Here is a 13295-nt window from a genome sequence, read left to right as displayed (position 1 = left end):
CGCACCGTCTGGTTGCGCGCTTGCGCGCCGGGAGGGCGTTGTACGTGCCTTGCCAAAAGGAATCGGTAGGGACGCCTTGCATTGGGGCGGGCGTTTATTGGGGCGGGCGGGCAGCCGGGTCGGTCAGTTCCGGCAGAGCGCCGCCCGCAATGGCCCAGAGGTACAGGCTGGCTACAGAGCCGTAAGGGCTGTAGCGCCGTCGGCAGCGTTCAAAGCGTTCCCGGGGCATCTCTTTGTGGCGGTAGAGCATACGCAGCCCCCGCTGGATGGCCAGGTCGCCCCAGCTCAGGATGTCCGGCCGCTGCAGGGAAAACAGCATGAGCATTTCTGCGGTCCAGACGCCCACGCCATTAAGTCGGCAGAGGGCCGCACAGAGGGCCGCGTCGTCCAGGCGGCGCAGGGCCTCCGGGTCCAGATCCCCACATAGGGCGGCGGCCGCCGCAGCCTGCATATAGCTCACCTTGCGATAGGAAAGCCCCTGTTTTTGCAAAAGTTCTGTCCCGGCGGCGGCTACTGTGGCGGGCGTCACCCGGCCGAGGGCCGTTTCCAGGCGCGTCCAGACGGTTTCCTGCGCCTTGGTGGCTATCTGCTGGCCCACAATGGCGTGCATAAGCGCGGCGAAAAAATCCGGCCGCACTGTGCGCCGCACAGGGCCGATGGCTTCTATGGCCCGGGCCAGACGCGCGTCGCGCCGGGAAAGGTGCGCAAGTTCCTTTGAGCCGTAACAGAAATATGGGGCAGTGACCTGAAAGGCGATGGGTGCTGCGGGCATGGGGACTCCCCCGTTGCGGAAGGAGGCGAACAGCGGGCCGGGCTCCGACGGTTCACCGTCGTAGCCCGGCCGTGCGGGTCAGTTCTTCAGGCTGTGGATGGGCGCGGGGATGCGACCGCCCAGGGCAATAAATTCCGAAGCGTCGCCCTGCGTGACGGGGATGATGGCGGCCTTGCCCAGCAGACCGCCAAAGGAAACTTCGTCTCCCACGCTTTTGCCGGGCACGGGAATGAGGCGTACGGCCGTGGTCTTGTGGTTGATGACGCCGATGGCCATTTCGTCAGCAATGATGCCGGCGATGGTGCTGGCGGGCGTGTCACCGGGGATGGCGATCATGTCCAGACCCACGGAGCAGACGCTGGTCATAGCTTCCAGCTTTTCCAGACTCAGCCGCCCGGAGGTGGCTGCCGCTTCAATGCTGGAGTCTTCAGACACGGGAATGAAGGCCCCGGAAAGGCCTCCCACCGAAGAGGAGGCAAAGGCGCCGCCTTTTTTTACGGCGTCGTTGAGCATGGCCAGCACGGCGGTGGAGCCGGGCGCGCCGATGCTGGAAAGCCCCAGGCTTTGAAAAATTTCACCCACGGAGTCGCCCACCGCCGGGGTGGGGGCCAGGGAAAGGTCGGCCACGCCAAAGGGGATGCCCAGGCGGTCGGCCACTTCGCTGCCGATGATTTCGCCCACGCGGGTCACTTTGTAGGCCGTGCGTTTGATCACTTCAGCCATGTCCAGCAGGGTCAGGCGGCGGCCTTTGGCGTTGTGGCCTGCCTCGCGGGCGCGGTCCAGAGCTTTTTTGACCACGCCGGGGCCGGAAACGCCCACGTTGATGACCACGTCGGGTTCGCCCACGCCCAGGTAGGCCCCGGCCATAAAGGGCACATCCTGCGGGATGTTGGCAAAAACCACCAGTTTGGCGCAGCCTATGCCGCCGCGATCGGCTGTGGCGGCAGCCACGTTACGGATCTGTCGGCCCATGAGAGCCACGGCGTCCATGTTGATGCCGCTGCGGGACGAAGCCACGTTGATGGAAGAGCAGATACGTTCGGTTTGGGAGAGGGCTTCGGGCAGGGCCTCGATGAGCGCGCGGTCGCCGTTGGCAAAGCCTTTTTCCACCAAGGCGGAAAAGCCGCCCAGAAAGTCCACGCCGGCTTCGCGGGCGGCCTCGTCCAGGGCGCGGCAGACCCGCACCATGCCGTCCGGGCCGAAGGGCGCGGCCACCACGGCGATGGGGCTTACGCTGATGCGCTTGTTGACCACGGGAATGCCGTACTTGTCGCCCACGTCGTCGCACACGGCCACCAGTTGGGAGGCGTAGCGGCGCAGTTTGGCGCGTACATTGGCGGTGAAAAGGTCCAGGTCGTGGCTTACGCAGTCAAACAGGCTCACGCCCAGGGTGACAGTGCGCACGTCCAGATGCTCATTGCGGAGCATATTCAGGGTGCTGGTTATCTCACGTTCGGAAAGCATGGTTCTTCCTGCGCTAAAATGGGGTTACCCGATGCACGGCCTCAAAAATATCCCGGTGCTGCACGCTTACGCGCAGCTCGCGTTTTTGCCCTTCGCAGGCCAGTTCACGGCGCAGCCGACCCAGGTCCACGCTTTCGGGCACCATTACTTCAAAAACGAACAGGGCGTGGTTGGCGCCGCCTTCGCCCAAGATGGCCTTGAGGCTTTCAATATTCACGCCGTGGCGGGCGAACACACGGCTCATGGCCGCAATGAGGCCGGGTTTGTCCGGCCCGTCCGCCGTAACCACAAAGGGCTCACAGTGCAGGTCCGTGCCCCACTGCCCCTTGATGGCCGGCCGCACCAGCACGGAAAGGTCCACCCCGGCGGCCTCCAGCCCGGCGCTGAGCTTTTGGCGCAGGCCTTCGGCGTCAGAGCCTTCAGGCGCGGCCACTACGAAAATGGCCGCGAATTCGCCGGAAAGGATGGTCTGGGTCACTTCCTCAATATTGCAGCCCGTTTCTTCGAGGATGCGGCTGACCGTAGCCACCACGCCGGGGCAATCCCGCCCCAGAAAAGAGGCAGTGTACTTTTGCATGGAGTTTCCTTGGGATGCCGCGCATGGCACGGCCTTGAAGTCAAAAAAATCTTTTTACACGTAATGGCGGTCGAAGACAAGGCCCTGTGCCTTTGCCAGTACGGCACGAAGACCTCTGCGGCGCGTCAGCCTTGACGCCGGGGGCTGAAGAGCATAGCGTTACAGTTCTTTGAATTCAGGGCAGCGTAGGAGTTGGTTCCGTGGAAGAAAGGGAAAAGAAGAACAAAAAGCCTGCGGTGAAGCTGGGCACCAAGTCGCCGCACGCGGGCTATTTTATGCCCATGCTGGAAAGTTTTGCGGCCCGTGACGACCTCAACGAAGTGGTCAAAAACCGTGTGACCAAGGCCTGCGATCTGCTGGATGCGGGCGTGCCCCTTTTCCCCAATGATTTCCGAAAACAGCACGATATCAACTGGGTGCTGGAAACCTACGGCCCCCTGGAAGGGGAGGAGCTGGATCGGCAGGAGGATGTCTTTGCCGTGGCCGGGCGTATTGTTTCGCTGCGCTCGTTCGGCAAGGTGGCCTTTTTCCATATTATGGATCAGACCGGCCGTATCCAGGGCTACGCTTCGCGGGAACATATGGCGGCCGAAGACTACGCCATCGTTAAAAAGCTGGACGTGGGCGACATTGTGGGCCTGTCCGGCCATTTGTTCCGCACCAAGACGGGCGAGCTTACCGTGGCCTGTCGGCACATCAAGCTGATCACCCGCTCCATGCGACCTTTGCCGGAAAAGTACCACGGCCTCAAAGATTTGGAAATGCGTTACCGCCAGCGCTATGTGGACCTGATTGTCACGCCGCGGGCACGCGAGATTTTTTTGAAGCGCAGCCTTATTGTGCGCGAATTCCGCCGTTTTATGGAAGACAACGGCTTCATGGAAGTGGAAACGCCCATGATGCAGCCCCTGGCCGGCGGGGCTACGGCCAAGCCCTTCAAAACGCACCACAATGCCCTGGATCTGGACCTCTTTTTACGCATCGCGCCGGAGCTCTATCTCAAGCGTCTGCTGGTGGGCGGCTTTGAAAAAGTCTTTGAGCTTAACCGCAACTTCCGCAACGAAGGCATTGACACGCGTCACAATCCGGAATTCACCATGTGTGAATTCTACTGGGCGTACGCCACCTTTGAAGACCTGATGGACTTCACCGAGCAGCTCTTTGCCCATCTGGCGCGCACGGCCTGCGGCGACACGGTGGTGCCCTATCAGGGCGAGATGATCGACCTTACCCCCGGCGCCTGGAAGCGGCTGAGTTTTTACGATTCCCTCAGCCAGGTGGGTGGGCACAGTCCGGAATTTTACAACGACTACAACCGGGTGCGGGATTATATCCGCCAGCGCGGCGAAAAGGCGGCGGACAGCGAAAACCTGCAGAAACTTCAGGCCAAGCTCTTTGATCTGGATGTGGAGCCTAAGCTCATTCAGCCGCATTTCATTTACCATTATCCGACTGAAATTTCTCCACTTTCAAGAAGAAATGACCAGAACCCCGGCATCACGGACCGCTTTGAGCTGTTTATCACCGGACGGGAGCTTTCCAACGCCTTTTCCGAGCTCAACGACCCCGTGGACCAGCGTCTGCGATTTGAGGAGCAGGTGCGCGAGCGCGAGGCCGGCGACGACGAGGCCCATAGCATGGACGAGGACTATCTGCGCGCTCTGGAATACGGCATGCCGCCGGCGGCGGGGCAGGGCGTGGGCATAGACAGGCTGGTTATGCTGCTTACGGATTCGGCCTCCATCCGTGAGGTCATTCTCTTTCCGCTGCTGCGGCCCGAAAGTTAGGCCGCCATGCCCCGCGCCCAACGTTATCAGTGGACCGCCGACGGTCAGGAGGAAGCCCCCCGGCCCAGCCGTTCGTCCAAAAAACGCGCCAGTCTGGCTTTGCAGGATCTGGGGGCAGAGCTTGCCCGGCTGCCGCTGGGGGACATGCGCACGCTCAACCTGCCCGCTGACCTGGTGGAGGCGCTGGAGCTCTACGCCCGCATCCGCGATCATGAGGGCCGCCGCAGGCAACTGCAGTTTATTGGTCGACTCATGCGTGATGTGGACCCGGAACCCGTGCGCGTCGCCCTGGAGGCCCGCCAAGCCCGGGCTACGGCGGACAGCGCGGCCCTGCACCGGGCAGAGCAGTGGCGCGACCGCCTGATGACTGCTGAAGGAGCGGAGCTGGACGCCTTGCTGGACGCTCTGCCGGTGGGGCTGGATACAGCGCCGGAGGGCGTTACGGCGGACGCCCCAGCCACGACGCGGGAAAAACTGTACGCCCTGACCCTGGAAGCCCGGCGGGAAAAAGCCGCGGGAACAGCACCGCACGCCGCACGGGCGCTTTTTCGCGCGTTGCGCAGCGGACTTGCGGCGGCAGGCCGGGAACAGGCTGCGGATCTGGAAAAATTTTGAAGAAAACAGGCCCGTAACGCTTGACGAATTGGGGGGCTTAGGATACAAACCTTCTTCGTCACCGCGCCCTTGTAGCTCAGTCGGTAGAGTGCATCCTTGGTAAGGATGAGGTCATCAGTTCAATCCTGATCAAGGGCTCCAGGAAGTTGAAAGGCTACGGCATACTGTCGTAGCCTTTTTTTATTATGGAGCCCCGCCCGTCATGGGGCTCTACAGGCTCTACACCAAAGACGGCTCTACCTCAAAAACGGGGGTCTACACCAAAGACGGGGGCAAGCCCCTTCAACGGGCAGTTTTTCCGACAGGTTTCTGAACAATTCCCCATCCATTTCAGCAGCACAATACGCGCACCCGCAGGCGGTAATTTTCGAAGTTGCGGAAGCCATACGCTCGCCGTTGAATCAACTTCATTTTGTAAGGGAATCGCCCCAGGTTTGTGCCCGTGGGTTATGGACCCCGATGCTGCCGACGCATGGCGGCAAGGTCAAGTCCACTGCGTCTGATGCGCGCATAGAGAGTCACGCGTGACACGCCCAGGGTTCTGGCGGCTACACGCACGTTCCCTCCGGCCTGCCGCAAGGCCTCCACAAGGTCTGCGGGAGCCTTGCAAAGAATTTCCTGGGAAGGCGGCGCGGCGTCGGTCGCCACGGGGGCGAAACAGACGGAATGCGAACCCTGCGCCGCACCGGAGGCGGTACATTCCTGCGGCAGGTCGTCAGCGTCTATGCGAGGACCGGCGGCCACGACGGCCGTGCGCTCCAGCAGATTTTCCAGCTCGCGCACATTGCCGGGCCAGTCATAGGCCCGTAGTGTCTCCAGCGCTGCCGGGGTAAAACCCGAAAGCGGTTTGTGCAGGGCCTTTGCAATTTTTTCCAGAAAAAAAATGGCCAGCTCAGCAATGTCCTCGCGCCTGCTGCGTAGGGGCGGCACCTGGATACGCAGTACGTTCAGGCGGTAGTAGAGGTCGCGTCGAAAAGCGCCGTTGCTCACGGCGGCGTTGAGATCCCGGTGGGTGGCGGCCACCACCCGCACATCCACCCGTGTGGGCTGTTTGCCGCCCACACGGGTCACTTCGCCTTCCTGCAGCACACGCAGCAGGCTGATCTGGGCGGAAAGCGGCATATCGCCGATTTCGTCCAGAAAAATGGTGCCGCCGTCGGCCAGTTCAAACTTGCCCGGCGTGCCTTGGCGCTTGGCGCCGGTAAAGGCGCCGGCTTCATAGCCGAAAAGCTCACTCTGGACCAGGTCGCGGGGTATGGCCCCGCAGTTGACCACAATGAAGGGCTGATTACGCCTGGGGCCGCCGTTGTGGATGGCCTGGGCAAAAAGCTCTTTGCCCACGCCGCTTTCGCCCAGGATCAATGTAGTCATGGCGTTGTCGCTGGCGACTTTGGCCAAGCGCAAAGACTGCGCCATAGCCGCGGAAGAGCCCTTGATGTCCGCGAAATCGTAGATTGCCTTGCCGCCAGTGATGCGCCCCGCCAGTCTGTGCATGCGCTGGCTGGAGCTCAGGGTAACGCACAGGCCTCCTTCGGGCATGGGCGAAGCGGAAAACAGACAGTGCAGCGTTGTGCCGTCGCGCAACTGCAGGGAACACTCCCTGTCGCTGACTTTCTCGCCAAAGGCGGGCAGCTCCGTTCCCTCTGTGACCGTGGCGATGGCCGACAGGGGTTGCCCCAGCACGTCTTTACGCACATGAAACAGGCGCTTGGCGTATCGGTTGATAAGCCGCAACGCGCCGCCTGCGTCAAAAACCAGCACGGCCTCGCCCAGCAGGTCCGTCATGGCCTGCAGTTCCTGCAGCAGGTGACGCAGACGCATTTGTTCGGTGATGGCCTTGGCTGCGGCTATGACCAGGCCAAGGGTGTGGTGGTGGAACTTGTCGCGTTCTACCGCCAGGGTCAGCCCACCCACCAGCGTGCCGTTCTTGCCGAAAATAGGGGCTGCCGCGCAGGACCAGCAGTCAAAGCGGAGATTGTAGTGCTCACACCCAAACACGCATACTGCAGTCTTTTCTTGCAGGCACAGGCTCATAGCGGTGGTGCCGTCTTCGTCTTCACGACTGCACAGCCCACGCAGGGCGCAGGCTGTTCCACTGCCAAATCCGGCCCCGGATCCCAAAGTATGCAAAAAAACGCCCTCGGTATCCGTGAGGATGATGCAGCATTCTGAAGGAAAAATATTTTCCAGAAGCTCGTCCATAATCCTTGATGCGACTTTGACAAGAAAATCATTTTCAGAAAGTATTTTTTGAAAAACAGCATTGTCCAATATACTCATGGGCTCACTATCTACGTCAACGCCAGCTGCGTAAGCACGCTGCCACGACCGCATAATGCTTGGCCGTATAAACGGAGAATAAGAAATTTCACCGCTATGGAACATTTCGCGTATTTTGTATATTTTTTCCAAAAATGGCGTTGTAAGTCCATTTTGCATAGTAAAAGGAAATAAATAATTATGTATGTGTTGTTCTTTATATTCTGATAGAACCATTCCACTGAGATAATTTGAAGAATCCAAGGCAGTTGTAATCTGCATTGTTTATCCCTTGTTGTATGTTAACCCGAAAAGAGTAGTCCTATAGGCCTGCGCGGCCGATGACCTTGCTGCGCATCTGTACACGCTAATTTGCATACCGTGTACAAAGAATATCCCGCACAGAAGTTTAGTGCAAGGTATTGTGTGACTCTTTACGGGTCTTTCACCTCCTTTTGCTAAATTTTATTAGTTATTCATTCTGGTCTTGTTTGTGCGTTCATATAATCACGCTGGCGCTGGACACTGTAACAATTAAAAAAGTGTATAATACTTCTGCTGTAAAGCCGCTCCTCCCAATGGCAGAAAAGAACGGCTTTACAGACGCTTCGGGCAGTTACGGCTCCAGAGGCCCGTGCTGCGAAGGCAGAGTTACCAGCACTGGTTGTATAGGGCTTCAATATCCTTCAGCGTAGCGCCTCTGGGGTTGGTGGGCGTCGTCACTTCGTTGAGGGCGTCCCTGGACATGGGGGCAATGTCTTTGCGGTCTATGGTCACGCCTATGCGAGCGCCGGCTTCCGTAATGGTGGTGGGGATGCGCACGTCGGCGTTGAGTCGTTTGATAGCTGCTACGGCAGTGTCTTCGGGGTAGAGGCCCAGGTCTTTGATGCCGGCGGCCACGGCGATATCCGCCATTTTTTCACGGCAGGAGATTTTGTTGAAATCAAGCACATAGGGCAGGACAAGGGCATTGGCGTCGCCGTGGGAGATGCCGTAAAAGGCGCTCAGCGGGTGGGCCATGGAGTGGACCAGCCCCAGCCCCGCGTTGCTGAAGGCAATGCCGGCCATAGTTTGGGCATAGGCCATTTTTTCGCGGGCGACGAGATCATTGCCGTTGGCTACAGCCCTGCGCAGATAGGTGAACACCAGGCGGATAGCCCCAAGTGCCAGGGAATCGGTGTATTCCATGGCGCCCAGCGAGATATAGGCTTCCACGGCGTGGGTCATGGCGTCCATGCCCGTGGCGGCGGTAATGTGCGGCGGCAGGCCAGTCATCAGCAGGGGGTCGATGATGGCCGCCTTGGGCAGCAGCCGCCCATCCAGGATGGCCATCTTCCATGGATGGTCGCTCCTGGTGTTGGTGATGACCGCGGCGCAGGTGGATTCGGAACCTGTGCCGGCCGTGGTGGGTACGGCAATGAAGTAGGGCAGGGGAGCCTTAAGCAACCCCAGACCGCGGTAGGCGTCAATAGAGCCGCCGTTGGTGGCCAGTATGCCGCAGCCCTTGGCCGTATCCATGGAGCTGCCGCCGCCGAGACCAATCAGACAGTCGCAGGACTCCTTGCTGTACAGGGCAAACGCTTCTTCCACATTATTGTCAGTAGGGTTGGCCACAGTTTTGTCGTAGATGGCGTACGAGAAGCCGGCCGTGGACAAAACGGCCTCCAACTGCTTGGGCAGTCCGGCCTTGACGATGCCCTGGTCTGTCACGATGAGGGGCTTATGCAGCCCGGCGTTCTTGAGCAGGTCCGGGGTCTTGCCCAGAGCGCCGGCCCCCGTAAAGAGAATGTCAGCCAGTTGAAAAGCAGTGACAGTGGACATGGGGTGTCTCCTTTGAGCTTGAGGGGTTCAACTAGAGCATTTAACGCTTGAAATGCTCGCTTACGGCAGGCAAAAGCCTGCCTTCTCGCATTTCGTGGCAAGGATTTTCAAGAAAATCCTTGCAGAGCAGTTAGCTCATTTCATTCGCTAACTGCTCTATGGGTAAAACGCTGATAAACGGCGTGGGCGCGGTATTGCGGTGGTGCGCATATGCCTGACTTCAGCCCAGACAAGCAAAGCAAAGGGCGTGCCATGTTTGTAAAATATACAACAATTTGAAAGCATTATGTTATTTTATTCACATGTTAAGAAGGGTGGGCGGCGCATGTAAAGATTTTTACATGTTAAACATAACATGTAAGGGCCCTGCGGGGCTGTCTCTTGCTGCCTGGCGTCGGGCAAAAGCAAGTATGCCGCTTGCGGCGCCATACGTTTTAACTGAATAAAAAACATATGCAGCAGGGTTAATTGGTTACTCTGCTGCCAAGGCCGAATCGGCCTTTTTTGCATATTGCGCTCTAAAGTTATTTTTATTAGTAACGATGTGCTGCATAAGGAGCCCCTGCGACGCCCTGCGCGTGGCGCTGATCCGGTTCAGCCATCCTGTTTTTCCCTTGGCCGCTCCAGGCCCTCTACCCTCAGCCGACAACGAGACAGTTATGCGACAGCTACGCATCAATACCATCAGCGCTCTGGTCAGCGCACTCGCCATTATTGTGGTTATCGGCGTTCTGGTGGCCTATGTGTCCACATCCTCCTACCGGATGGTTTCCGGCGTCCAGAACGACGCGCTGGAGCAAACCGCCACTATTGTGGCCCGCTCGGCGGAAAATTACATCCGGCAGTCGGTGGATGTGGCTACCTCTTTGTCGGAGCAGGCGGCGGTGCGCCAAGCCTTGCGCGGTGGCCCGGCAGAAGGGGCGCAGGCGCTCATGGCCGCCTATGCGAAGGCTTTTCCCGACTATTGGTCTGTTTTTGCCTTTGACGCCAAAGGCAAAATTGTTGCCGGGCAGAATGCCGAGGGCAAAAGCCTGGTCGGCGGCGACCGTGCGGACAGGGACTACAGCAAGGCCATTTTCAGCGGTAAGGCCGTGGCCTTCAGCAGCGGCGTCATGAAGGCCACTTCAGGCGACACGCTCATCTATGTGGCGGCCAGAGCCGTGCGCGACGCTGACGGCGCCCTGCTGGGAGCCGTGGCCGTATGTCCGCGCTGGAACTCCTTTACCGTCGAAACTGTGGATCCTATCAAGCTGGGCCAGCGCGGCTACGGCTTTATGCTGGACACAGCCGGGCGCATTATCGCCCACAGTACGGATAAATCCTTGCTGCTTAAGGATCTTTCCAGTGAGACATTTGTGCGTCAGGCCCTTGAGAAGGGCAAGGGCATTATTTACTACCCATGGCGGGGTGAGGACAAATTTCTGTTTGTAGCCACGGTGCCCGCCACGGGGTGGCTGGTTTGCATGAGCGCCTATGACAGTGAGCTAACGGCTCCGGCCACGGCGCAACGTCATGTGCTGTTGCTGGTGGGGTTGGGGGCCATGGCGTTCACGACCTTGATGCTGACCACGCTGAACCGTCGTCTGGTGTTTACGCCCCTGCGCGCGTTGACAGACTTTACCGACAGTATTGCCGCGGGCAACTTCAAAGCGCGGCTGGAAGGGCACTTTCGGGCAGAGATGGCCGTGTTCGCGGACAATCTGCAAAGCATGGTGAACGAACTTAAAAAGCGTCTGGGCTTTTCCCAGGGGGTGCTGGACGGCATCCCCGCGCCCTGCGGCATTGTGGGGCCGGACTTTACCATGATCTGGGTCAATGACGCCATGTGCGCCCTGCTGGAAAAGAACGGCACAAAAGAATCGTATCTGGGGCAGAGATCGGGATTGTTCTTCCGCAACGACGCCACAGCGAGAACCCTTTCGGACAAAGCCATGGAAGAGCGCAAGACATTGTCCGGAGAATTCGACTATACGACACCCTCTGGTCGGCAGCTGCGCGTTTCTGTGCACACCACTCCCTTCTATGATTTGGACGGCGTCATGCTTGGGGCCATCGCCTTTTGGAACGATTTGACGGAAATCCACTCCCAGAAAAGCCGGATTGAAGCCCAAAACGCCGCCATTGCCCGCGCCGCCGTCGAGGCCGGGCAAGTGGTGGAGCGCATGGCCCAGGCCTCGCAGCAGCTTTCGGCCCAGATCGGCAAATCCAGTTCGGGCGCGCGGGAGCAGAGCCACCGCGTGCAGGACACGGCCGCCGCTGTGGAGGAAATGAACGCCACCATTCTGGAGGTGGCGCGCAATGCCGGGGCCACCTCCGAAAGCGCCGATGCGGTAAAGCAAAAGGCGCAGGACGGCGCGGCGCTGGTTTCCTCTGTGGCCGAAGCCGTGTTGGGCATCCGGGACGAGTCCGGCCGACTGACGGAGATTATGCAGCATCTGGGCGAACAGGCCCGGGATATCGGGACCATCATGGGCGTGATTTCGGATATTGCAGACCAGACCAACCTGCTGGCGCTTAATGCGGCCATTGAGGCGGCGCGGGCCGGCGAGGCCGGACGCGGCTTTGCCGTGGTGGCCGATGAAGTGCGCAAACTGGCGGAAAAAACAGCCCATGCCACCACCGAGGTGCGCCAGGCCATCGGCGGCATCCAAAGCGGCACCACCGACGCCGTAAGCCAGATGGAAAACGCCGTGGCCCGCGTGACGGAGGCCACGGGCATGGCCAGACATTCCGGCGAGGCCATGGAAGAAATCCTGAACCTGGTGGGCATGGCCGGGGATCAGGTCCACTCCATAGCTGCCGCAGCGGAGCAGCAGTCCGCCTCTTCAGAGGAAATCAATCGGGCCATCAGCGCCATCAGCGGCATCGCCACAGAAACGGACCAGGCTATGGCCCAGTGCGCCACGGCGATCACCGAGTTGGCCCGGCAGGCGCAGGATCTGGAAAAGCTCATTGCCGCCCTGCGGGCGGATGACTGAGCGTTAGTCCCGCACCGGCCACAGTCGGCGCACAAAGTCCTGCGCCCGTGCCTCGCTGTAGTAGAGGGGGCCCGCCTGCACAAAGCCCACATGCCCCCCGTGGGGGGCCACCTCCAGATAGAGGTTGGGATTGTGCCGGGCGGTCTCCCACGGGTAGCAGGAGGGCGCGCAAAAGGGGTCGTCCGCCGCCAGCAGGAGCAAGGTGGGCACGGCGATGCGCGGCAGGTCGGGCAAAACGGCGTTTTTCTCCCAGTAGTCCCGAGCCGAGGCAAAGCCGAAAGTGGGGGCCGTAAAGCGCTGGTCAAAGGCCGCAAAGGTCCGGATGCGCTCCAGGCCCTCCACGGAAGGATAGCCCGGAAAACGGGTTGCTTTTTCCCGCACCTTTTGGCGCAGGGTCCGCAAAAAATACCACATATACAGGCGGCAGGCCGGGCCGTCCATGACCGGGGCCGCAGCGGGCAGATCGCAGGGGACGGACACGGCCACCGCCAGCCGCAGCAGGGGCGAAACCGGGCCGCGACCCAGGTAGCGGCAAATCTGGTTGCCCCCCATGCTGAAGCCCGCCAGCAGCAAGGGGCGGTCAAAGCCTTCGGCATAGCGGACCACCGTGCCCAGGTCTTCAATTTCCCCCATATGGTACAGGCGGCTGGTACGGTTGGACACGCCGGAGCAGGAGCGCATGTTCCAGGCCAGGCAGTCAAAGCCTTCGGCCCGCAGCATGTTGGCCATGCCCAGCACATACTTGCGGCGGCTGTTGCCCTCCAGCCCGTGCGAGAGGATTGCCACGCCGCGCCCCTGCCCAAAGGGGCATTCCCGACCGTCCGGCCCCAGAGAAGGGTGCAGGTCCAGATCCAGAAAATCATGGTCGGGCGTGTCCAGGCGAACGCGCCGCACCCCCGCCGCCAGGGTGGGGTGCGGACGGAAAAGCACGGGCCAGACCGTGTTGACGTGGCCGTTGCGCAGGTGCAAGGGCGCAACATAGCTGGAGGCGATAATGGGCATGCAAACCTCGGCAGGGGGAC

9 protein-coding genes, 1 tRNA gene and 1 pseudogene are annotated in these 13295 nt (G+C 60.2%); 4 read left to right on the top strand and 7 right to left on the bottom strand.

The genetic code is table 11. The features are described from left to right. Positions 1-94 precede the first annotated feature (94 nt). The 3 genes from J7I12_RS03800 to J7I12_RS03790 form a co-directional block, all read right to left on the bottom strand. Complete coding sequence (locus J7I12_RS03800) at positions 95-772, bottom strand: DNA-3-methyladenine glycosylase family protein (protein WP_288907850.1); 678 nt, start codon at positions 770-772, stop codon at positions 95-97. A 78-nt stretch (positions 773-850) separates the two neighbouring features. Continuing rightward, on the bottom strand, positions 851-2236 hold the full coding sequence (locus J7I12_RS03795) for a PFL family protein (protein ID WP_118230630.1): 1386 nt from the start codon (positions 2234-2236) through the stop codon (positions 851-853). Between the two features lie 13 nt (positions 2237-2249). After that, positions 2250-2813: a glycine cleavage system transcriptional repressor gene (locus tag J7I12_RS03790; RefSeq protein ID WP_118230629.1), complete on the bottom strand. Its 564-nt coding sequence runs from the start codon at positions 2811-2813 to the stop codon at positions 2250-2252. A 281-nt stretch (positions 2814-3094) separates the two neighbouring features. Here J7I12_RS03790 and lysS point away from each other — a divergent pair, with 281 nt between their 5' ends. The 3 genes from lysS to J7I12_RS03775 all read left to right on the top strand — a co-directional run bounded on the left by lysS (position 3095) and on the right by J7I12_RS03775 (position 5356). Next, positions 3095-4600: a lysine--tRNA ligase gene (gene lysS, locus J7I12_RS03785; protein ID WP_270229496.1), complete on the top strand. Its 1506-nt coding sequence runs from the start codon at positions 3095-3097 to the stop codon at positions 4598-4600. Between the two features lie 6 nt (positions 4601-4606). Continuing rightward, a complete protein-coding gene (yjgA, locus tag J7I12_RS03780) occupies positions 4607-5215 on the top strand; it encodes a ribosome biogenesis factor YjgA (protein ID WP_303193288.1) in 609 nt (202 codons plus the stop codon). A gap of 65 nt (positions 5216-5280) precedes the next feature. Further along, positions 5281-5356: transfer RNA gene (locus J7I12_RS03775), tRNA-Thr, on the top strand. Positions 5357-5545: 189 nt separating this feature from the next. Here the strand turns inward: J7I12_RS03775 and J7I12_RS03770 are convergent. From J7I12_RS03770 to J7I12_RS03760, 3 genes and pseudogenes are all read right to left on the bottom strand, one after another. Then, positions 5546-5638, bottom strand: a pseudogene (locus J7I12_RS03770) (transposase); the annotation flags it as partial. Positions 5639-5662: 24 nt separating this feature from the next. Then, entirely contained in the window at positions 5663-7417 is a 1755-nt protein-coding gene (locus J7I12_RS03765; RefSeq protein ID WP_498794024.1) for a sigma 54-interacting transcriptional regulator, read from the bottom strand. A gap of 708 nt (positions 7418-8125) precedes the next feature. Then, positions 8126-9295, bottom strand: coding sequence for an iron-containing alcohol dehydrogenase (locus tag J7I12_RS03760; RefSeq protein WP_118229053.1), 1170 nt, complete (start codon positions 9293-9295; stop codon positions 8126-8128). A gap of 659 nt (positions 9296-9954) precedes the next feature. Between J7I12_RS03760 and J7I12_RS03755 the strand changes: the two genes are divergently transcribed. Next, positions 9955-12273, top strand: a complete 2319-nt coding sequence (locus tag J7I12_RS03755) for a methyl-accepting chemotaxis protein (RefSeq protein WP_302548701.1) — start codon at positions 9955-9957, stop codon at positions 12271-12273. A gap of 3 nt (positions 12274-12276) precedes the next feature. Here the strand turns inward: J7I12_RS03755 and J7I12_RS03750 are convergent, their stop codons facing one another. Then, the gene (locus J7I12_RS03750) at positions 12277-13275 is read right to left on the bottom strand and encodes a YheT family hydrolase (protein WP_288907641.1); all 999 of its coding nucleotides are present in this window, start codon (positions 13273-13275) and stop codon (positions 12277-12279) included. Between the last annotated feature and the right edge of the window lie 20 nt (positions 13276-13295).

Source organism: Desulfovibrio diazotrophicus (assembly GCF_902498985.2).
Taxonomy (GTDB): domain Bacteria; phylum Desulfobacterota; class Desulfovibrionia; order Desulfovibrionales; family Desulfovibrionaceae; genus Desulfovibrio; species Desulfovibrio legallii.
The sequence above is the reverse complement of the archived record's forward strand: the minus strand, read 5'-3'. Positions and strand labels throughout refer to the sequence as shown.

Coding starts and splice junctions, on each gene's coding strand:
- yjgA (WP_303193288.1), top strand. CDS start 4,607: ATGCCCCGCGCCCAACGTTATCAGTGGACCGCCGACGGTCAGGAGGAA.
- J7I12_RS03750 (WP_288907641.1), bottom strand. CDS start 13,275: ATGCCCATTATCGCCTCCAGCTATGTTGCGCCCTTGCACCTGCGCAAC.
- J7I12_RS03790 (WP_118230629.1), bottom strand. CDS start 2,813: ATGCAAAAGTACACTGCCTCTTTTCTGGGGCGGGATTGCCCCGGCGTG.
- lysS (WP_270229496.1), top strand. CDS start 3,095: ATGCTGGAAAGTTTTGCGGCCCGTGACGACCTCAACGAAGTGGTCAAA.
- J7I12_RS03755 (WP_302548701.1), top strand. CDS start 9,955: ATGCGACAGCTACGCATCAATACCATCAGCGCTCTGGTCAGCGCACTC.
- J7I12_RS03800 (WP_288907850.1), bottom strand. CDS start 772: ATGCCCGCAGCACCCATCGCCTTTCAGGTCACTGCCCCATATTTCTGT.
- J7I12_RS03795 (WP_118230630.1), bottom strand. CDS start 2,236: ATGCTTTCCGAACGTGAGATAACCAGCACCCTGAATATGCTCCGCAAT.
- J7I12_RS03765 (WP_498794024.1), bottom strand. CDS start 7,417: ATGGACGAGCTTCTGGAAAATATTTTTCCTTCAGAATGCTGCATCATC.
- J7I12_RS03760 (WP_118229053.1), bottom strand. CDS start 9,295: ATGTCCACTGTCACTGCTTTTCAACTGGCTGACATTCTCTTTACGGGG.